This window comes from Mycobacterium sp. IDUB_37 (genome assembly GCF_055419245.1).
Map to the genome: position 1 here is coordinate 232,387 of NZ_JBVAXG010000006.1, position 24,520 is coordinate 256,906.

Annotated in this window: 1 pseudogene; it reads right to left on the reverse strand. The window is 65.8% G+C overall.

Going from position 1 to position 24,520, the window contains the following annotated elements:
* A pseudogene (locus tag ACZY1I_RS21425) lies at positions 1–24,470 on the reverse strand (non-ribosomal peptide synthase/polyketide synthase); the annotation flags it as partial.
* Positions 24,471–24,520 lie beyond the last annotated feature (50 nt).

A 24,520-nucleotide genomic window follows, 5' to 3' on the forward strand; every position in this document is an offset into this window, starting at 1 on the left:
CAACTGTTTGCTCAAGCCACGAACCGACGGGGTGTCGAATAAGGTGCGCACTGCCAGATCGGCATCGAGGGCCGTGTTGACCGATGCGATCACCCGCATGGCCGATAGCGAATTTCCACCAAGATCGAAGAACGAGTCGTTGATTCCGACCCGCTCGAGCCCGAGGGTCTGCGCGTAGATGCCGGCAACGATCTCCTCGATCGGACTGGCCGGAGCGCGGTAATTTGCGACGTCCTGATACTCCGGTGCCGGTAGGGCGCGTTTGTCGAGTTTTCCATTCAGCGTCAGCGGCAACGCCTTCAACGCCACCACCGCAGCGGGCACCATATAGGGCGGCAGCCGATCTGCCACGGAAGTCCGCAGTGAGTTCGGGTCGGCCGGCCCCGTGACATAACCCACCAGGCGCTTATCACCGGGCAGATCCTCGCGGACGATGACAACCGCTTGATCCACGCCCTCCAGCTGGGTCAATGCGGCCTGGACTTCCCCCAACTCGATGCGATGTCCGCGGATCTTGACCTGCTCATCCGCGCGTTCCAGATACTCCAGTTGCCCGTCTGCGCGCCAGCGGACCATATCCCCGGTGCGGTACATGCGGGTTCCGAATCCGCCGAACGGGCACGCCACAAAGCGCGACGCGGTCAGCGTGGCCCGGTGCCAATACCCGACCCCCACGCCGTGGCCGGCCACGTACAGCTCGCCCACCAAACCGGCCGGAACCGGGCGCAGCCATTTATCCAGCACAAGCAACGCCGCGCCGGACACCGGCATACCGATCGGCGGCACCCCCGAATTCGCCTGCAGTGGAGCACTTATCGACGCGTCGACCGTTGTCTCGGTCGGACCGTAGACATTGAGCATCACCCGCCCCGGCGCCCAGCGATCCACCAACTCCGCCGGGCAGGCCTCGGCGCCGATCAGCAGCGTCACCGGCCCCAATTCCTGCGGCGACAAGGCCGCTACTTCCGAGGGGGTGGCACTGAGAACACTGACCTGTTCAGCGGTCAGCAAGTCGTGCAGATCTTTTGGCGAGCGCGCCACCTGTTCGGGCACCACCACCAACCGGCCGCCATCGAGCAGCGCACCCCAGATCTCCTGGACCGAGACGTCGAAACCGTAGGAGTGCAATTGTGACCACACCCCGGCCACCGGCAGGTGTGTATGCAGCGAGCCCATCAGTTGGGTGACGTTGCGATGTTTGACGGCAACGCCTTTGGGCACACCGGTGGTCCCGGAGGTGTAGATGATGTAAGCGACGTCATCGGGCATCGGGCCCGGTAGCGGATCGCACGGGTAGGCAGCGATGCGGGAGTCCCCGAGAAGGATCACCGTGAAGTCGCGCCGATCAATCTGCTCGGTCAGGTCATCGGTGACGACCATCGCGATCGGCGCGGCGTCGCCGAGCATGAAACGCACCCGCGCCGCGGGCAAGGCCGGGTCGATCGGCACATAAGCGGCACCAGTCTTGAGCACCGCTGTCAACGCAACGATCGCCTGGGCGGATCGGGAAAGCAGCAGCGCAACCGTGGTACCGGGACCCGCTCCGACATCAATCAGCAAGTGCGCCAACCGGTTCGATGACTCATCGAACTCTCGATACGTCATCGACGCACCCGCGAAGGACAGCGCCACCGCTTCGGGGGTTCGCGCGACCTGCGCGGCCAGCGACGCCGGGATCGTCGGCCCGATCGGGGCGGGCTCACTCAACACCGCGCGGTTACCCCACGCGTGTAGCCGATCGTGCTCACTGCCAGAAAGCAGGTCCACCGACGACAGCCGCGCCGTTGGAGTGGCAGGCATCGACGTCAGCACCCGATTGAACCGCGCGGCCAACGTCTCGATCGTGGCTGGGTCGAACACGTCCGCGCGAAAGTCGATGCGAACACCCAATTCATCACCGGGCGAGACTTGCACCACGAGCGGGTAGTGGGTGCTCTCGCGGGTAGCGATGTCGCTGATGACGAGTTCGCGGTCGGCCCACCGCCGGCCGGCGCCGGTGTCAAATCCCGTTTCGACGGGATAGTTCTCGTAGGCGAAATGAGTGTCGAACAACACCTCCGCACCGGTGATGCGGTGGATGTCGGCCAGCGCCAGATGCTGGTGCTCAAAAGTGCGGTTCTGCACGCCGTGCAGCTGTTCAAGCAGGTCTTCGGTGGTGGTGGATGCGGTGACGCGGGCGCGAACCGGAACGGTGTTGATGAACAGGCCCACCATCGATTCGGCGCCGGCCAGTTCGGGCGGCCTGCCTGAAACCGTGGTGCCGAAGACGACATCGTGGCCGCCGGTCAGCCACGTCAGCAGCTGCGCCCACGCAGCCTGCATAACGATGTTGACGGTGGTACGGCAGGAGCGTGCCAACTCACCGAGCGCACGCGTGGTGTCGGCCGGCACCCGGAACGTGGTCGCTGCGCGCGGTCCCACCGCCAGTCGATCCGGTGGACCGACCAGGGTCGGGGTGTCGAAGCCGGCGAGCACCTCGAGCCACGCCACTTCGTCGGCCCGAACGTTCTGGCGATTCCGATCGACCAGCCACGTAAGGAATCTCCGATAGGACCCGGCCGCGGGCAGCCGCTGCCCGTGATAGGCGGCAAAAATCTCCCGCAGCACGATCGGCATCGACCAGCCGTCCAGCAGGATGTGGTGATTCGTGAGCACCAACCGGTGGCGGTCCGGGCCAGTGCGGATCAATGCCACCCGGAAGGCCGGTTGTTCGGCCAGGTCGCAGACCGAGGCACGTTCGGCCGCGCAGCATTGCCGAACCTGCTGATCAAGGTCCCCCGCGTCGAGCTCCTCATATCGCCATGCCGCGACGGGATGAGTGGGGATGATCTGCACGGGCTCGTCGAACTGCGTGCAGAAATGCGCTGCCAAATGGGGATTACGGGTGATCACGGTCTGGACCGCGGCACGCAGACCATCGGGGTCGAGGGCGCCCGTCACCGTGAAATCGAGCTGGACCGCGTATACATCGTCTTGCGCAGTGCTGGAATGGAAAAGCAGCCCCTGCTGCAGCGGTGTCAGCGGCAGAATGTCCGCGATCGAATATTGCCGTTGCAGCTCGTCGATCTCTCGTTGGGTGAGTGCAGCGGGCACAACGTCCGATGGCGTCAACCCACCCCCGCCGCGTCGCACGTGGGTGCAGATGCCGCGCAGGGCGTCGAACCACAATTCGCTGAGCCGGCTGATCTGTGTGTGATCGACTGCCGACGGCGCCCACATCCAGTCGGCGCGCAGTTGCGGACCGGCGTCGGTGTCGAGGGTGACCGCGTTGAGGTCGACGGTGTGCATCAACGGCATCGGCACCGCCGTAGCGCTCACGATCGATTCGTGCTCACCGATCCGCCATAGATCACCGGTGGCCTGCGCGGAGCCGCCAAGGCGGCCCAGATAGTTGAACCCGATCGCCGGATCTGTGTCGGGCAGATCGATGTCGGAGTTGAGATAGCGCAGCAGACCGTAGGTCAGTCCGTCCGGATGGGCCCGGATCTGTTCTTTGGCGTCCTTGACCACCGCCCCCAGCGCCGCCGCGCCGGTGACCACCTGCTCCCAGGTCGATGCGCCGACAGCCAGCGACACCGGGTACTTGGCGGTGAACCATCCCACGGTGCGCGACAAGTCCATGCCGGGGGCCAGGTCTTCGCTGCGGCCATGTCCCTCGACGTCGATGCCGATCGGGGTGCCGCGGGTGCCCAAGAATTCAGCACACGCCAAACCGAATGCGATCAGCAAGATTTCGTGCACGCCGGCATGAAAGGCCGAGGGCACTTCACCCAGCAGCAGGCGGGTGGTCTCGGCGTCCAGCAGCGCTGACAGGCGCCCAGCCGTGGCGAACGTGTCCACCGCGGGTTGCACGGCTGGCAGCGCGGCCGGTGCGGCCGCCACCCGACGCCATGCGTCCACCTGGTCCACAACGTGCCGGCTACGGGCATGCTCCTCGAGAAACGACGCCCATTGCCGGAAAGATGTACCTGCCGCCGGCAACGTCACCGGCTGGCCTACCCGATACTGAGACCACGCAATATTGAAGTCTTCCAACAGAATTCGCCAGGACACCCCGTCGACGGCCAGGTGGTGAATGATCACCAGGAGCTGCCCGGTGGCGGCTACCCACAGCCCGCTCAGCATTACTCCCCCAGCTGGATTAAGCCGGGAACGGGCGTCGACCAGGACCTCATCGGACAACGCGGCCACCGATTGCAGGGCTGCCGCCACCGAACCCGCGTCGGGCACGTGCAGGGACCAACCGGTATCCGGGTCGTCGTCGACCCGAAGTCGCAACATGGGATGCCGGTCCACCAGCGCCTGCAACACCAGCACGACTTCGGCTTCGGTCACCCCCGCAGGCGCCTGCAGCAACACCGTCTGGTTGAACTGGTCGACCGGGCCGTCAACGTTATGCAGCCATCGCATGATCGGTGTGGCCGGCACCTCGCCAACACCGTCGTCGATCTCGATCGACTCGCGATCGGCGAAAGCGGCCACTGTGGCCAGCCTGGCCACCGACTGTTCGACGAAAACGTCACGGGGCCTGCACAAGACACCGGCGGCCCGAGCCCGCGCCACCACTTGCATCGACAAGATGCTGTCGCCACCCAGGTCGAAGAACGACTCGTCGACCCCGACGCGCTCGAGCCCGAGGACCTGGGCGTAGACCCCGGCCAGGATTTCTTCGAGCACGCTGTCCGGCGCGCGGTAACGGTCCGCGTCCTGATACTCGGGCGACGGAAGTGCGCGGACGTCGAGCTTGCCGTTGGGCGTCAGCGGAAGCCCGTCGACGGCGACTATCGCGCTGGGGACCATGTAGGCCGGTAGCCGCCGCGCCAGCTGAGCGCGGATCTCGACCGGGTCTGCGGACCCACTGACGTAGCCCACCAGGCGTTTGTCGCCGGGGCGGTCCTCGCGGACGATCACCACCGCCTGCTGCACCCCGGCCAGCCCGGCCAACTCAGCGCGCACCTCGCCCGGCTCGATGCGATACCCGCGAATCTTGACCTGGTCGTCGGCGCGCCCCAGATAGCGCAGCTGGCCATCGGCGCCCCAGGACACCCGATCCCCGGTGCGGTACATCCGGGAGCCCGCCCCGCCGAACGGGCACGCCACAAACCGCGCGGCGGTCAAACCGGCCCGGCGCAGATATCCGTAGGACAGACCGGCCCCGGCCACATACAACTCCCCGATCACGCCGGCCGGTACCGGACGCAAAAACCGGTCCAGCACAAAAAAGCCCAGATGCGCCAACGGCACCCCGATCGGGCTCTCGGTGCTTTCGACATCACCGGCGCCGATCTCACGCCACGAGGCATGCACCGTCGTCTCGGTCGTCCCGTAGAGATTCAGTAACCGCGGTGGGCCAGCATGACGGTCCACCCAAGGCCCGAGCCGCTGCGGTGCCAGCGCCTCACCAGCGAACAGCACCGCGTCCAACGCGAGCGGGGCACCGTCTCGCTCCTCGAACTGATCAGCGGCTTGCAAGGCCTCGAACGCGGACGGGGTCTGACTCAGCACGCTGACTTTCTCAGCGATCAGCAACGCACGGAAATCTTCGGCTGAACGCGCTACCTGCTCAGGCACCACCACCAACCGCCCACCGCTGAGCAGCGCACCCCAGATCTCCCACACGGATACGTCAAATGCCAGGGAGTGCCACTGCGACCACACGGCCTGCTCCGGCAAGCGCTCCCGCAACGCGCCCACCAATTCAGTGACGTTGCGGTGGCATACTGCCACTCCCTTCGGCACCCCCGTCGTGCCGGACGTATAGATGACATAGGCGATGTCCTCGGGTGCCGGGACCGGTAACGCCACGGACGGGAAGTCCAAGCTGCCGGGGTCATCGATATCGATCACCGGCGACTCGTAGCCGGCCAAACGGTCGGCCAGTTCCGCGTTGGTGATGGCGGCGATCGGCGCAGCATCGGCGAGCATGAATGTCACCCGCGCCGACGGAAGCGCAGGATCGATCGGCAGATACGCCGCCCCGATTTTCAGGATCGCCGTAATCGCCACCACCGCCTGTGCCGAACGAGGCAGTAAGAGCGCTACGCACGAACCCACGCAAACGCCGCGCCCGGCCAATGCACGGGCCACTAGACCCGAGGCCTCGTCAAGCGCCCGATACGTCATCGAACGACCTTCACAACGCAACGCCACCGCGTCCGGCGTGCGCCGCACCTGCTCGGCCCACAACTGCGGAATCGATACCCCGGGCGCCGCGGCCTGACCGGCGACCGCCTCGTTACCCCAGCGCTGCAACCGCGCACGCTCACCACCATCAAGCACGTCGATCGCCGACGACCGCTGCAGCGGATCTGCGGTCAGCGCCATCAGTACCCGCTCCAACTGCCCGATCAGCCCCTCGATGCGGGCTGCGTCGAACACGTCGGTGCGGAATTCCACTGCTCCACCGATCCCGGCCGGCTCACCGGACTCGCTCCAGCGTTCCGCGAGGGAGAAGGTCAGGTCCATGCGGGCCATTTGAGTGACGACCGGCATCCGGGTGACTTCCAGGTCACCCAGTGCGAGCTTGCCGGGAGCATTGTTCTGCCAGGCCAACAGCACCTGGATCAGGGGGTGATGGGTCAGCGATCGAGGGGGATTGAGCTGGTCCACAACAACTTCGAAGGGCACATCTTGGTGCTCGTAGGCCGCCAGGCTGCGCTGTCGCACCTGCGCGAGCAACTCGGTGCAGGTCGGGTCGCCGGACAGGTCGACCCGCAGCACCAACGTGTTGACGAAAAATCCGACCAAGCCGTCGAGTGCCGGATCACCGCGACCGGCGATCGGAAAGCCAACCGCCACATCGGAACTACCGCTCAGGTGAGACAGCAGCAGCGACAGAGCCGTCTGGACCACCATGAAACCCGTCGCATTGTGCGCACGGGCCAAATCACGTATCCGCTGCTGCAACTCCGCCGGCCAGTCCACCGTGGCACTGGCGCCGCTGTGGTCGGCGACCAGCGGGTAAGGCCGGTCGGTGGGCAATTCCAAGCGCTGCGGCATCCCGGCCAGAGCTGACTGCCAATATTCCAACTGATCGGCCAGCGCACTGCCACCGTGCGCGACATCACCGAGGTTCGTCCGCTGCCAGAGCGTGTAATCGACGTACTGGACCGGCAATTCACTCCAGGACGGTGTCCGATTCGCACTGCGGCCGGCAAACGCTGCCCCCAGATCCGCCGCCAGCACACCGACCGACCAGCCGTCGGCGGCGATATGGTGCACCACTGCCACCAGCACGTGCTCGTCGGCGGAGAGTTTGAAAAGAGTTGCCCGGATCGGCATTTCGCTTTCGAGGTCGAAGCTATAGCTCGTCGCTTCATCGACGGCCTCATCCAATTGCGTGGCGGTCCATCGGCTGACATCGATTGTCTGCCAATTCAATTCGATCCCATCGTGCGGCAGTACCAGCTGCTGAGGCACTCCTTGGACCGCCACGAAGACGGTGCGCAGGCTCTCGTGGCGGCACACCACATCGGCCAGCGCGGCACTCAATACGTCGGCATCGACGCGGCCGCGCAGCCGCAGGGCCACCGCCATGTTGTAAACCGGTGAGGGGCCGTGCAACTGGTCGAGGAACCACAACCGATTCTGCGCGAACGACAGCGGGATGACCGCCGGTCGCTCGAAAGCCACCAGCGGCGCTAGTCGTGCGGCATCTGGGCCGATACGTGTCGCCAACTGCGCAACGGTGGGCGCCTCGAAGATGGTGCGTACCGCCAGGCCGGCGTCCAGTGCGGTATTGATTGCCGCGGTCACCCGCATCGCGGTCAGCGAATCCCCGCCGAGGTCGAAAAACGACTCGTCGACGCCGACCTGCGTGATGCCGAGCACCCGCGCGTAGATCCCGGTCAGGATTTCCTCAACTGCGTTGGACGGGGCACGGTACCCGGGACCGACGTCGTGGAAATCGGGCGCCGGCAGGGCGCGTGTGTCGAGCTTGCCGTTGGGTGTGAGCGGCAGCGCATCGAGCACCAGCACGGCCGCCGGGACCATGTAGTCCGGTAGCCGATCGGCCAACTGGGCGCGGACCTTGGCAGGTTCCGCGGTGCCGGTCAGGTAGCCCACCAGACGCTTGTCGCCCGGACGGTCCTCACGAGCGATCACTACCGCTTGCTCGACGCCGGGCTGCCCGGCCAGCGCCGCGCGCACCTCGCCCAACTCGATGCGATACCCGCGGATCTTGACCTGGTCATCGGCGCGCCGCACGTAGCGCAACTGACCGTCGGCGCCCCAGCGTGCCAGGTCCCCGGTGCGGTACATCCGCGTGCCAGCCCGGCCAAAGGGACAGGCCACGAACCGCGAGGCCGTCATTCCGGCCCTGCGCCAATACCCAAGTCCCACTCCACGACCCGCGACATACAGCTCGCCGACCACGCCGGGCGGAACCGGACGCAGCCAACCGTCCAGGACGAACAACGCGGCCCCCGACACCGGTGAACCTATGGGCGGTACACCCGAACCCGCTGCCAGGGGCGCACTCATCGACGCGTAGATGGTCGTCTCGGTCGGGCCGTAGGCGTTGATCACCACCCGGCCGGGCGCCCACCGATCCATCACTTCCGTGGGGCAGGCCTCACCGGCGACCACCAGCGCCACCGCTTCCAAACCCTCGGGTGACAAAACCCCTACCGCGGAAGGGGTTTGACTCAACACGGTTACCTGTTCGGCGACCAGCAATGCGTGCAAATCCTCCGGCGAGCGGGCCACCGACTCGGGCACGACCACCAGGCGTGCCCCGTGCAGCAGCGCACCCCAGATCTCCCATATCGAGAAGTCGAAGGCATAGGAATGGCATTGCGACCACACCCCGGTCGACGGCAGCTGCACAGGCAGTCGCCCCAAGAGTTGGGTGACGTTGTGATGCGTAACGGCCGCCCCTTTGGGCGTCCCGGTGGTGCCCGAGGTGTAAATGAAATAGGCGATGTCGTCGGGTGTCGGCGCCGGTAGTGCGCTGCTTGGGTGGCTATCGACCGCGGCGTTCGCGACGTCGATGACCGGTAGGTCGAAACCGGCCAGGCGGTCGGCCAGCGCTGCGGTGGTGAGCGCGGCAATCGGGACCGTGTCGGCGAGCATGAATCCGATGCGGGCCGCCGGTAGGGCCGGGTCAATCGGCAGATACGCCGCCCCGGTCTTGAGCACTGCCAGGATCGCCACGATCGCTTCGGCGGAGCGGCCGAACAGCACCGCTACACACGCACCGGGGCGCGCCCCGCGGTCGGCTAACAGGTGCGCCAACCGGTTAGCGGCCTCGTCGACCTCGCGGTAGGTCCAGGAATGCTCCCCGCAGACCAGCGCGACCGCATCCGGTGTGCGCGCGACCTGCCCGGTCCAGCGCGCCGGGATCGACGCTTTCCCCAGCGCGGGCTTGGTCAGCACCGCTCGGTTACCCCACTCGTCCAGCCGGGTGTGCTCACCTCCATCGAGGGCGTCGATGGACAGCAACCGGCGACTCGGGTCGGGACTCATGACTGCACCGAATCGCCGGTCATGGCCGTCAACACCCGCTCAAATCGCTCGACCATCATCTCGATGGTTTCGGCGTCGAACACCTCAGCATCGAATTCGACGCGAAGGCCCAGTTCGGCTCCCGGGATGGCTCGGACGGTCAGCGGATAGTGGGTGTGGTCACGGGTCCTGATTTCGGTGATAGTCAGGCCGGTTGCGTCGATCGGCACACCGGTGTCGATGGGATAGTTCTCGTACACGAAAAGAGTGTCGAACAACTTCTCGTGACCCGCGATGCGGTGAATGTCGCGCAATGGAACGTGCTGGTACTCGAGCGTGTTGCCATAAGCGCTTTGCAGCTGGTCGAGCAGATCGGCAGTAGTCGTGGCCGGGGTGATGCTGGCGCGCACGGGCACCGTGTTGACCAGCAGGCCCACCATCGATTCGGCCCCGGCCAGCTCGGTGGGCCGCCCTGAGACCGGGGTGCCGAAGACGACGTCGTACTGGCCGGTCAGCCACATGAGCAACTGCGCCCACGCGGCCTGCAACACGATGTTGATCGTGGTGTGGCAAGAGCGCGCCAGCTCGCTGACCCCTCGGGTGGCATCGGCGGAAAGCCGAAACGAGCTGCTGCCCCGCGGCCCCACCCGATCCTGGCATCCGACCAGTGTCGGGGTGTCGAAGCCGGCCAGCACCTCCCGCCAGGCCGCGTGGGCCGCGTCAAGGTCCTGATCGGCCAGCCAAGTCACAAACCTGCGATACGACCTGGCCGCGGGCATCCGCTGCCCGTTGTACGCGACGAATATTTCCCGGAGCACGATCGGCATCGACCAGCCGTCAACCACGATGTGGTGATTGGTCAGCAGCAGTCGATGCCGATCGGCACCGGTACGGATCAACGCCACCCGAAACGCAGGCGGGTTCGCGAGATCGCACACCGCGGCACGTTCGGCGGTGCTCACCTGCCGGAGTTGCTCGTCGAGATCCGCTGCGCTTTCGGCCACATCCAGATACCGCCAACCGGTCACCGGTTCGGCCGGGATGATCTGCACCGGCTCGTCGTGTTCCGCGCAGAACCGGGCCGCCAGGTTCGGGTGCCGGGCAACCACTACGTTCACCGCGTCGCGCAGACGATCGGGGTCAATCGGACCGGTCACCGTCAAATCGAGCTGTACCGCGTAGATGTCATCCTCCCCGCGGTCATCGCCTTGCAGCGTGCTGGCGTGGAACAGCAACCCCTGCTGCATCGGGGTCAATGGCAGCACGTCAGCGATGCGCTGTTGCTGGTGGAGTCCGTCGATCTGCCGCTGGCTCAGCCGCACCGGGAGGATGTCGGAGGGAGTCGGCCCGCCACCGCCACGTCGCACATGTGCGCTGATGCCTGTCAGTGCGTCGAACCACAGACGGCTTAGTCGGGTCATCTGCGCCCGATCGAGCGCGGACACCGCCCACGTCCAGGCGGCACGCAACTGCGGTCCTGCGGCAGTCTCCACCGTGGCGGCGTTGAGGTCCACGGTGTGCATCAGCGGCATGGCGAGTGTCGTGCCGGCACCGACCTCTGAGCCCTGGCAGATCTGCCAGCCGCCATCGGGAGCCTGCCCGGAGCCCCCGAGCCGGCCCAGGTAGTTGAATCCGATCGACGGGTCCGGTCCGGCCAGGTCGACGTCGTCGTTGAGGTAACGCAGCATGCCGTACGTCAACCCGTCCGGGTGCGCCCGAAGCTGCTCTTTGACCGCCTTGATCGCGTCGCCCAGGGCTGCTTCGCCCGCCACCACCTGCGCCCAGGACAAACTCGCCGGCGCCAATGCCACCGGGTATTTGCTGGTGAACCACCCGACGGTGCGGGACAGGTCAACCCCGACGCCCAATTCCTCGTTGCGCCCGTGACCCTCGACGTCGATGCTGACCGGCCTGCCACCGGCACCCAGGAATTCGGAATACGCTAAGGCGAACCCGATCAACAGGATGTCCTGCACGCCGGCGTGGAACGCGGCGGGCGCCTCACCGAGCAGGCTTCGGGTGGTCTTAACGTCCATCAGCACTGACAACTGCCCGGCGTTCTCGTAGGTGTCCACCGCGGGCAGCACCGCAGGCAGCGCACCGGGAACCGCCGTCACTTCTCGCCATTTGTGCGCCAGTCCCACCACTGCCGGTGAATGCGCCCGTTCATTCAGCAGCATCGCCCACCGCTGGAACGAGGTGCCGGCCGCCGGTAGCACCACCGACTGGCCAACCTGACGCTGGAGCCAGGCAATGTTGATGTCTTCCAACAGAATTCGCCAGGAAACCCCGTCGACCGCCAAGTGGTGAATCATCAACACCAACTGGCCGGCCGGCGCCGCCCACAATGCGCTCACCATCACCCCGGCGGCAGGATTCAGTCGTGACCTGGCCTGCGCCAGAGCTTCATCGGACAGCGCGTCCACAGCGCGCAGACAGTCCCCCGCTTTCACCGAACCCGTTGCTGGCACCTCGGCACCACCGTTACCGACACGGAGCCGCAACATCGCATGCCGATCCAGCAGAAGCTGAAGCAGCGCAACAACATCGGCCTCACCCGCCGCGACCGGGGCTTGCAACAGCACCGTCTGACAGAACTGAGCAACCGCATCGGGCGGGCCCTCGGAGTGTTGCAACCACGCCATGATCGGAGTCGTCAGGACCGGTCCCACGCCCTCATCGACCACGCTGACGGCGTCCTCGGCCATCCGGGCGACGCGGGCAAGCCCGGAGACGGTCTGCTCGACAAAGATGTCGCGCGGCCGGCACAGCACCCCCGCGACACGGGCGCGCGACACTACTTGCATCGACAGAATGCTGTCGCCGCCCAGTTCGAAGAACGACTCATCGACGCCGACCCGTTCCAGCCCCAGCACCTGGGCATAGATTCCGGTCAGGATCTCCTCGAGTGAGTTGGCGGGGGCACGGTACTTGTCGGCATCCTGGAATTCCGGTTCCGGCAGCGCGCGCATGTCGAGCTTGCCCGAGGATGTCAACGGAAACTGCTCGAGCACAACGATTTGCGCCGGCACCATATACCCGGGCAATCGGTCGCTCAACTGCTGACGCACCGCCGTGATCAGGGTATTGGTGTGCGGGTCGTTGGCCTGGGTGACGTGTTGTCGCGCGCCGCCGGTGGGCAGGTAGACGTCGGTGACCGGGCCCGAGTCCGGGCAGAGCACAGTGAAAATGGCATCGAGGGTTCCGGGCTGGGCGCCCCAGGTGACGGCCACGCGGTAGCCGACGATTGCGCCGAGTCCGTGCAATTGTTCCGGGGTAACAGTGCCGGGTACCGCTACGAGTGAGCCGGCCACGGGCAACCCTTCGGCCAGGGCATGTTCGACCTGCACATCGCTGATCAGCCCGGCCCGGGGAATATCGGTAATGCGTACGGCGGTAGGGCATTCCGCGAGCAACCGGGCGTGCAGTCCGGGCAGGTCCGAACACTCGGTCCACGCCCAACGGGATGTGTCCGCCAGTGAGATCGCCGAGGTGGGGGCTTTGTGGACGACGACGTCGTAGCGGTACCGAGTGAGCTCGTTGTCGGCCAGTCCACGTTTGACTTGGATGTCGAGTCCTGCGACGTCGGAACGGTCCGCGGCCCAGGTGGTGAAAAACTCTGGGCTGATCAGCAATTCGGACTCGCTCAGCGTGGCGCGGCGCACCCGTTGGCGAACTTCGGTGGCATCAGTGTTGTGGGCCAAAGCAATTGCGGTGTGAAATGCTGCCTGCAGGGTGTGGTTGCGGACGTCGCCGAGGAACAGTGCGCCACCGGGAGCCAAGAGATCCAGGGCGTTCTCGATGAGGTTGCGCAGGTATCCCCCATTGGGGAAGTACTGGATGACCGAGTTGAGAATGACGGTGTCGAAGTGGCTGGGCGGCAACCCCTCGGTGACGTGGGCGGGTTGGGCCAGTAGCCGGACTCGGTCTCGCCACGGGAGCTGCAACCGCTCGAGCGAGCGGGCGAGGGAATCGACAGCAACCGCCGAAAGATCGGTGGCGACATACTCTTCGCAGTGCGGCGCGATCTGAGACAACAGCAGCCCCGAACCCACGCCGATCTCCAGCACTCGCCGCGGCCGCAGCGCCGTGATTCGATCCACTGTGGCGGCGCGCCATTCCAGCATTTCCTCGCGCGGAATCGGGTTGCCGGTGTAGCTGCTGTTCCAGCCCCGAAAGTCCATCCCGAATCCCGGTTCGGCGCCTGATGAATCGCCGTACAGATCGTTGTACAGGTGTTGCCACTGCTCAACGATTTCGGCGTCCCGAACCATATCTTGGCCGACACCGGTAGTTTGGCCCAGCGTGACATACGCAACGAGGTTGGCAGCCCCAGTATCGTTGCGGTGCAATGTCGCAACGGCCTGGGTGACCTCTGGGCAAGTCAGTAGGGTGTTTTCGATTTCGCCGAGTTCGATGCGGTAGCCGCGGACCTTGACCTGCTCATCGGCGCGCCCGACGTAGCGCAACTGCCCATCTGGACCCCAACTCACCAGATCCCCGGTGCGATACATACGTGTTGGGGTTGCTCCCGGGCCGGCGAAGGGGCATGCGACGAAGCGTGATGCGGTCAGCGCGGAGCGTCGCAGGTATCCGTACGTGAGTCCGTCGCCGGCCACGTACAACTCCCCGACCGCTCCGACCGGTGTCGGGCGCAACCAGCTATCCAGCACAAAGAAGCCGAGATGAGCCAGCGGCAACCCGATCGGGCTGGCGGTACCGGCATCGATTGCAGTATCGCTTTCGACGACTTCGCGCCACGAGGCGTGCACAGTCGTCTCGGTGGTCCCATACAGATTGATCAGGCGTGGTGAACCGGGATGGCGTTGCCACCAGGCCCGAAGACGTTGGGGTTGCAGCGATTCACCGGCGAACAGCACAGCATCGAGCTCAAGCTCACCCGCTACTGACGCTCCCCCGATCTGTAGGGCGTTCTGCAGCGCATAGAAAGCCGAGGGCGTCTGGCTCAAGACGCTGACGCGTTCGCTGACGAGCAAGGCATAGAAGTCTTCCGGTGCACGGACGGCCGACTCGGGCACCACTACCAGTCGCCCACCACTGAGCAGTGCCCCCCAGATCTCGCATACCGAGACGTCGAACGCGAGGGAGTGCCATTGCGACCACACCCCCGCCATCGGCAACTGTTCGAGCAGCGACGCCGTCAATCGGGTGACGTTGCGGTGGCTGACGGCAACACCTTTGGGCACACCGGTGGTGCCCGAGGTGTAGATGAAGTAGGCGATGTCGTCAGCGGCCGGTGTCGGTAGGGCCACATCGGGCAACGCTGGATTGGATTGGACCGCGGGATCATTGACGTCGATGACAGGCAAGTCGTGCTCGCCCAACCGGTCGGCCAGGTCTGTGGTGGTGATTGCTGCCGTCGGCGCGGCATCGGCGAGCATGAACTCCACCCGCGCCTTGGGCAGGCCCGGATCGATGGGCAGATACGCTGCCCCGGTCTTCAGCACCGCGAGAATCGCCATGATCGCGTCGGCGGAACGGGAAAACAGCAGCGCGACAGACGAACCCGGGCCCGCTCCGTGCTCCATCAGCGCGGCTGCCCATCGGTGGGCGGCGTTGTCCAGCTCGCGATAGGTCATCGAGTGACCCGCGAAGGACAGCGCGACGGCGTCCGGCGTCCGCACGACCTGGGCGGCCCACAGCTCGGGAATCGACGCCTCCGCCGTCACCGGCTTGTGCAAAACCGCCCGGTTGCCCGACGCGTGCAACCGGGCACGCTCACTAGCGCTGAGCAGATCCACCGACGACAGCCGCTGCGTCGGATCGGCGGTCATGGCCACCAGTACCCGCTTGAATCTCTCGATCAGAGCCTTGATGTCCTCGGCGGCGAACACGTCGGCGTCGAACTCGACGCGGAAGCCGAGTTCGGCTCGCGGCAAGGCCTGGATCGTCAGCGGGTAGTGGTTGTAGTCGTGGCCGGAGGCCTCCTGAATGGCCAGCGCATGGGCACCTTCCATCGCCGCGGTGTCGAGCGGATAGTTCTGGTACACGAAGAGCGTGTCGAACAGCCTATCCTGACCCGTCACGCGGTGAATGTCGCGCAGCGCCAAGTGCTGATGCTCAAGGGTGGCGTTGTGGGTGCGGTGCAACTCATCGAGCAGGTCGGCAATGGTGGCGCCCGGTGTGGCGGTTGCCCGCACCGGCACGGTATTGACCAGTAGGCCCACCATCGATTCGGCGCCGGTCAACTCGGCTGGCCGCCCCGAGACCGGAACGCCGAAGACGACGTCGTGGCGACCGGTCAACAACATCAACAGCTGTGCGAAGGCCCCTTGCAGCACGATGTTGACGGTCGTGTGCTGGGCGCGTGCCAATGCGGTGAGCGCACTCGAGGTGTCGGCGGGTAGTTGGAACGAGTCGACGCTTCGCCGTCCCACACCCAACCGGTCCTGCGGGCCGACGAGTGTCGGGGTATCGAAGCCGCACAACACCTCGCGCCAAGCCTGTTGAGCCGCAACGACATCCCGCGTCGCCAACCACGTGACGAACCGGCGATACGAGACGGCAGCGGGCAGCCGCTGCCCGTGATACGCGGCGAAGGTCTCCCGCAGCACAATCGGCAGCGACCACCCGTCAACCACGATGTGGTGATTGGTCAGCACGAATCGGTACCTGTCCGGGGCGACGCGGATCAACGCCACCCGAAACGCCGGCGGGTTGGCCAGGTCACACACCGCGGCACGTTCGGCAGCACGCACGCGCCGCAGTTGGTCCTCGGTGTCGGCGTCGGTGCTGCAGTCGTCGAGCTCCAGATACCGCCACCCAGCCACCGGATCGGCCGGGATGACCTGCACCGATTGCTCGAACTGAGCGCAGAAACGCGCCGCCAGATTGGGATGGCGGGTCACCACAGCCTGCACGGCATCAGCCAACCGATCGGGGTCGAGAGACCCGGAGATCGCCAAATCCAGCTGCACCGCATACACATCGTCGTGGTCCGCAGCGGTGCTGGCATGAAACAGCAACCCTTGTTGAACCGGGGTCAATGGCAGCACGTCGGCAATACTGTGCTGCCGCTGCAACTCATCGATCTGCTGCTGGCTCAGCCGGGCCGGGGCGATGTCGGAGGGCGTGAACCCGCCTCCACCGTTTCGGACGTGCGCACAGATGCCCGCCAACGCCTCGAACCACAGTTGTCCAAGTCGGGTGATCTGGGCGCGGTCGATCGTCGACGGCGCCCACATCCAGTTGGCTTGTAGTTGCGGGCCGCCTGCGGTCTCGATGGTGGCGGCGTTGAGTTCGACGGTATGCAGTAGCGGCATCAGCAATCCGGCGTTGCCGCTGTAGGTGCCGCCGACGTCTTCGCTGCCACGTGAACAGATCCGCCACCCGTCAGCGGCGGTCGGTACAGAAACCCCGAGGCGTCCCAGGTAGTTGAACCCGACGGTGGGATCCGATCCGGCCAGTTCGACGTCGGTGTTGAGGTAGCGCAGCATTCCGTAGGTCAAGCCGTCCGGGTGGGCGCGAAGCTGTTCCTTGACGTCCTTGACCACCGCCCCCAGCACGTCATCGCCGGCCACCACCTGCGCCCACGACAATGCGGATGTCATCGAGACAGCGACCGGGTACTTCGCGGTGAACCAGCCCACGGTGCGGGACAGATCGACCCCCGGGGCCAGCTCCTCGTTGCGGCCGTGGCCCTCGACGTCGATACCGATTACACCGCCCGCGGTGGCCAGAGAACCGGAAAACTCCGCCCAGGCCAACGCATATGCAGCAAGCAGAATGTCTTGCAGCCCAGCGTGAAACGCCGTCGGCACCGCACCGAGCAGCAGCGCGCTCGACTCGATGTCCAGTGCAACCGTCAGGTGTTGCGCGGTGGCAAATGTGTCGGTCTGCGGGCACACAGTTGGCAGCGCGGCTGGGGTGTTCAGTACTTTCCGCCAGGCCTCGGCCTGCTCGACAACCTCAGGGCGGCAGGCATATTCAGTCAGCAGGGACGCCCACCGCCGAAACGATGTTCCCGACGACTGCAGCGCCAACTCGCGGCCGTGGCGGCGTGCGTCCCAAACGGCATGCAGGTCGCCGAGCAGGATCCGCCAGGACACGCTGTCGATGGCCAAATGGTGAATGATCAGCGCCAACTCGCGGGTGTCGGCAGCCCACAATGCGCTCAGCATCACTCCGTCGGCCGGATGCAGCCGTGCTCTGGCAGCGACGAGGGCTTCTTCGTCGAACGACTTCACCGATCGAAGGCAGTCCGCCGCACGCACCGAACCGATCTCGGCTACCGAGGCCCCGTCGGCGTCGAAGCGCATCCGCAGCGTGGCATGGCTATCCAGCAAAACCTGAAGCACGGCAACGATATCGGGTTCGCAGACGCCGGCAGGAGCCTGCAGCAGCACGGTCTGATTGAAGTGCGTTAGGCCGTTCTGGGCGGGGCCCGCCAGGCTATGCAGCCACCGCATGATCGGTGTGGTGGTCACGTCGCCGACGCCGTCGTCACTCACGTCCGCGACGACGTCGACAAATCCGGCGATGCGGGCTACTCCGGCAACAGTCTGTTCGACGAAGATGTCCCGGGGGCGGCACAGCACACCGGCGGCCCTGGCGCGCGCTGTCACCTGCATCGCGAGAATGCTGTCTCCGCCGAGTTCGAAGAACGACTCGTCGACACCGACCCGCCCCAACCCCAGCACTTCGGCGTAGATGACAGCCAGGATCTCCTCAACCGCGTCGGCGGGGGCCCGATATTTGTCGACGTCCTGATACTCGGGTGCCGGTAGCGCGCTGGTGTCGAGTTTGCCGTTCACGGTGAGCGGCAGGGCATCGAGAACCACCACCGCGGCGGGGACCATGTAGGACGGCAGTCGGTCGGCCAGCTGAGCACGCGCAAAGGAAGGGTCGACATCTCCGGTGACGTAGCCGACCAGACGCCTGTCGTCGGGGCGGTCCGCGCGGGCGATCACCACCGCCTGCAATACGCCGTCGATGCCGGCCAGCGCGGTCTGCACTTCACCCAATTCGATGCGGTAGCCGCGGATCTTGACCTGATCGTCTGCGCGTCCGAGGTATTCCAGTTGACCGTCGGCGCGCCAGCGCACCAGATCTCCGGTGCGATACATGCGGGCCCCGGCGCCGGCGAACGGGCATGCGACGAATCTCGACGCGGTCAGCCCGCCCCTGCGCCAATACCCGATTCCGACTCCCCTGCCCGCAACGTACAACTCACCGACGATCCCGGGCGGTACCGGACGCAACCACTGATCCAGGACGAACAGCGCGGCGCCCGAGACTGGAGAGCCGATCGGCGGCGTTCGGTCACTCGACGGCGTAAGTGGGGCGCTCATGGCCGCATAAATCGTGGTTTCGGTCGGGCCGTAGCCGTTGACCATTACTCGCCCGGGTGACCACTGGTCCACGATCGCCGGCGGGCAGGCTTCACCGGCCACTACCAGCGCCATCGACTCGAGGCCGGCGGGCGGCAGAACTCCTACCGCAGAGGGAGTTTGGCTCAGGACACTGACGTTCTCGTTCCTCAGCAACGCATGGAAGTCGGCTGGCGAACCTGCCACCTCTTCGGGCACGATGACCAACCGACCGCCTCGGAGCAGCGCACCCCAGATCTCCCATACCGACACGTCGAACGAGTACGAATGCCATTGCGCGGCCGCGAACGGAACGTGATCGGCGGGTGCATCGAAGAAGCCGGTGACCCGGAACAGCTGTGTCACGTTGTGATGAGTGATGGCAACGCCTTTGGGTACACCGGTAGTACCCGACGTGTAGATGATGTAAGCAAGGTGACTAGGAGCGGGCATTGGCAAGGGCGAGCACGGATACGCCTGGATCGCCGAGTCTTCGACGTCGATCACCGGCACGTCAAACCCGTCCAGCAGGCCGGTCAGAGCAGTGGTGGTGAGCGCAGCGACCGGCGCGGCATCGTTGAGCATGAACCCGATCCGGGTGGGCGGCAACGCCGAGTCGATCGGCAGATAAGCCGCCCCCGTCTTGAGTACCGCCATCATCGCGACGATCGCCTCAGCGGAACGTGAAAACACCAGTGCCGCACAAGCACCGGGACCGACACCACTCCTGGCGAGAAAGTGCGCCAACCGGTTCGCTGCGCCGTCGAGATCCCGGTATGTCCACGAAATCTCGCCGCAGGTCAGCGCTACCGCATCGGCGGTGCGTGCGACCTGGGCGGCCCAGGCCTCGGGGATCGACATCGCCGGCGGCGACGGCTGGGTCAGCGCCGCGCGGTTACCCCACCGGTCCAACCGGCGCTGCTCGCCGACGACCAGCAGGTCCACCGACGACAGCGGTCTCTTAGGGGAGCCACTAAGCGCCGCCAACAGCACCGCCAACCGTCCGATCAATGTCTCGACGGTGGCCGCGTCGAACACATCGGTGCGAAACTCCACCGTCCCGCCGATCCCGGCGAGTCCACCGGTCCCGGTGAAACGCTCGGCCAACGAGAGAGCCAAATCCATCCGGGCGCTGTAGGTGGCGAGCGGTACGGGCTCGACGTCCAGATCATCCAGGGCCAGGTGGGACTCAATGTTGTTCTGCCAGGCCAGCATCACCTGGACGAGCGGGTGGTGGGTCAACGACCGTACCGGGTTGAGCCGGTCGACAAGTACCTCGAAGGGCACGTCTTGATGTTCGTAGGCGGCCAGGCTGCGGTTGCGAACTTGGCCGAGCAGGTCGGCGAAGGTTGGGTTCCCGGTCAGTTCGACCCGCAACACCAGGGTGTTGACGAAAAATCCCACCACGCCGTCGAGCGCGGGGTCACTGCGGCCGGCAGTCGGAAATCCCACCGCCACATCAGGACTGCCGCTCAGTTTGGACAGCAACACCGCCAGCGCGGCCTGGACCACCATGAAGGTGGTCACGCCGTGCGCATGGGCAACCTCGCGTACGCGCTGCTGCACCTCCGCCGACCATTGCACCTCGACCTTGTCGCCGCGGTGATCGGCGACCAGCGGATAGGGCCGATCGGTGGGCAACTCCACGTGCGACGGCAACCCGGCCAGTGCCTGTTCCCAATACCTCAGTTGCGCAGCCAGTCGGCTGTCAGTGTCGGCCACATCACCGAGACTCTCGCGCTGCCACAGGGTGTAATCGCAGTATTGCAAAGGCAATTCAGCCCAGTCCGGAACCCGCCCGGCGCACCGGTCGGCGTACGCCGTACCCAGGTCGGCGGCCAGCACACCAATCGACCAACCGTCGGCGACGATGTGGTGTACTACGATCACCAACACGTGTTCCTGGTCGTTGATCCGGAAAAGTGTTACCCGGAAGGGTGTTTCGTTGACCAGGTCGAAGCTGTACCGCGCGGCGGTCGCGACCTCTTGGTCGCGCCGGTCCGGTGACCATCCGGCCGCGTCGACGACAAGCCGGCCCAAATCGATGTCGACGGCGGGGACCACCAGTTGCCGGGGTATGCCGTCGACCGAGGTGAACACCGTACGCAAGGTCTCGTGCCGGTCGACCACATCGGTCAGCGCCGCACCCAGCGCCTCGGCATTGACGATTCCCCGCATCCGCAGTGCCACGGCGATGTTGTAAGTCGGCGACGGCCCCTGGAATTGGTCGATGATCCACAGGCGGTTCTGCGCGAACGACAACGGGACCACCGGCGGTCGCTCGGCGGCGGTAAGCGGGCTCAGCCTGCTACCCCCGACGCCGATGCGACTCGCCAACTGCGCGATAGCAGGCGCGTCGAACAGCGTGCGCACCGTCAGGCCGGCATTCAGGGCGGTGTTGATCGCAGCGACCACCCGCATTGCCATCAGCGAGTCGCCACCCAGGTCGAAGAATGAATCGTCGACCCCGACGCGCTCGATGCCCAGCACGTGGGCGTAGCTGCCGACCAGGATCTCCTCGATGGGAGTGGTGGGGGCGCGGTAGTGATCGGCATCCTGGTATTGCGGCGCAGGCAATGCGCCGGCGTCGAGTTTCCCGTTGACCGTCAGCGGCAATGCCTCGACCACGATCACCGCGGCGGGCACCAAGTACGACGGCAGTCGTTGCGCCAACTGTGCGCGCACCCCCGCCGGATCTAGCACGCCCGCAGCCGATTCGGTGAGATACCCCACCAAACGCCTGTCGCCAGGGCGGTCCTCGCGGACCATCACTACCGCCTGATCCACCCCGTCCAGTGCGGCCAACGCCGCCCGCACCTCACCAAGCTCGATCCGATACCCGCGGATCTTGACCTGCTCGTCGCCGCGCCCGACATATTGCAACTGGCCGTCAGCACGCCAGGACACCAGATCTCCGGTGCGATACATGCGGGCCCCGGTGCCACCGAAGGGGCAGGCCACAAATCGCGACGCCGTCAAATCAGGGCGACGCAGATAGCCGTATCCGAGCCCGGCACCGGCTACATACAACTCGCCCACCACGCCGGTCGGCACCGGTCGCAACCATTCATCGAGGACGAACAGCGCCACTCCCGGCACCGGTGAACCAATCGGCGGAACGCCCGAGCCGGGCGTCAGCGGTGCGCTCAGCGCCACGTAAATAGTTGTCTCGGTGGGACCGTAGGCGTTGATCATCAAGCGCCCCGAAGCCCAGCGATCCACCACCTCGGGCGGGCACGGCTCACCGCCTATCAGCACGGCCGCGGAGGCCAGGCCATCGGTCGCCAACATCCCTACTGCAGAGGGGGTTTGAGTGAGGACATTGACGCGCTCAGACGCCAGCAGATCCTGAAAGCCGGTGGCTGATGCCGGCAATTCCTCCGGCACCACCACCAGGCGACCGCCGCGCAACAGCGCACCGAATATTTCCCATACCGAAAAGTCGAAGGCATATGAATGCCATTGCGACCAAACCTGTTCCGAAGCCGCCGGCAGCACAGCATCCAGGGATGCGATCAGCCCAGTGAGGTTCTGGTGGCTGATAGCAACACCTTTCGGCACACCGGTGGTCCCCGAGGTGTAGATGATGTATGCGACGTCATCCGGCGCCGGCGCCGGCAATGCCGCACTCCGACGAGCAACCTCGACCTCGCCGTCGAGGTCGATCACCAGAAGGTCGTGCCCGTTGAGCCGATGAACCAGCCCCGCCCTGGTGACGGCGGCAACGGGTGCGGCATCGGTGAGCATGAAATCCACTCGGCTGCTTGGTAATCCCGGGTCCAGCGGCAGGTACGCCGCCCCGGTCTTGAGCACGGCAAGGATGGCAATGATCGCTTCCGCGCAACGGTCCAGCAGCACCGCCACACACTTACCCGGGCCGATGTTGCGCCGCCCAGCGATCACGTGAGCCAACCGGTTTGCCGAGTCCTCGACCTCGCGGTAAGTCCACGATCGGCTGCCGTAGGTCAGCGCAACCGCGGTCGGAGTGCGGGAAACCTGAACCTCCCACGCAGCGGGAATTGAAACGGCCTGCGCCGCCGGCTGGGTCAGGATGGACCTGTTACCCCAGCGGTCCAGTCGCGCACGCTCGCCGGCGTCAAGAAGGTCGATCGACGAGAGCCGTCGTTGCGGACGTGCCGTGACGGCGGCCAACACCGTGGCCAACCGCTCGATCAGCGCCTCGATAGTGGCCGCGTCGAACACATCGGTGCGAAATTCCACCCGGCCGCCGATGCCTGCGAGTTCGCCGGCCTCGGTAGTGCGTTCGATCAGGAAGAACGCCAGATCCAAGCGGGCGGTGTGGGTGTCGACAGGGACCGGGGTGATCTGGAGATCGCCCGCGACCAGACCGACGGTCGGATCGTTGCTCTGCCAGGCCAACATCACCTGGATCAGCGGATGATGCGTCTGGGACCGTGGGGGGTTCAACCGGTCGACAAGGACCTCGAAGGGCACGTCCTGGTGCTCGTAGGCAGCCAGGCTGCGCCGCCGGACTTGGGCCAATAGCTCGGCGAAGGTCGGATCCCCGGTCAGATCGACCCGCAGGATCAACGTGTTGACAAAGAATCCCACCAAACCGTCGAGTGCGGAGTCGCCGCGGCCGGCGATTGGGAAGCCCACCGCCACATCGGAATTAGAGCTGAGGCGGGAAAGTAGCACCGACAGGGCGGCCTGGACGACCATGAAGCTGGTGGCGTTGTGCTCGCGGGCGAGGTCGCGCACCTGGCGCTGCAGCTCCGCCGGCCACTGCACGTCCGCCTGGTCGCCGCGGTGATCCGCGACCAGCGGATAAGGGCGGTCGGTAGGCAGCTCCAACCGTTGAGGCATGTCCGCCAGAGCCTGTTCCCAATAGGCCACCTGCGCAGCCAGTGGGCTGCCGTCGTCGGTCAGATCGCCCAGGTTATCCCGCTGCCAGAGGGTGTAATCGATGTACTGGACGGGCAACGGCGGCCAACCCGGGGCGCGGCCCGCGCACCGGTCGAGGTAAGCCCCGATGATGTCGCTGGCCAGCACACTGATCGACCAGCCGTCCCCAGCGATGTGGTGAACGACGACCTCCAGCACGTATTCGTGCTCACTCACCGTGAAAAGCCGCGCCCGCACGGGTATTTCAGCGGCCAGGTCGAAGCTGTAGCGGGCAGTCTCTTCGATGGCGTCCGTCAGCCGGTCCGCCGTCCAATCGGTGGCATCGACGATTTGCCAACCGAAGTCGGCCACCGCAGCGGGAACGACCACCTGCCGGGGAACGCCGTTGACCGCGGAGAACACCGTGCGCAGTGCTTCGTGGCGACGAACCACGTCAGTCAGCGCCACACCCAATGCCTCGACGCCGAGTTGCCCGCGCAGACGCAATGCGACCGCTCTGTTGTAGACCCCCGAGGACCCCTGCAACTGGTCGATGAACCACAACCGGCTCTGCGCGAACGACAGCGGAACCACCGCGGGACGCGGGAGGGCCCGAAGCGGCTTGAGCCCGCCGGAATCACCTGCGATGCACGATGCCAACTGTGAGATCGTCGGCGCGTCGAACAGGGCGCCGATCTTCAGGTCGGAATTCAGCGCCGCATTCGCCGCGACGACAACCCGCATCGCCGACAGCGAGTCGCCGCCCAGATCGAAAAATGATTCCTCAGCACGAATTAGCCGTTCCGAGTCCACCCCGAGCACCTGGGTGTAGATATCGGTCAGGACCTTCTCGATGGAGGCCAGCCGGCCGCCGTCGGTGTCCGGGCTATCCGATGCCCGGG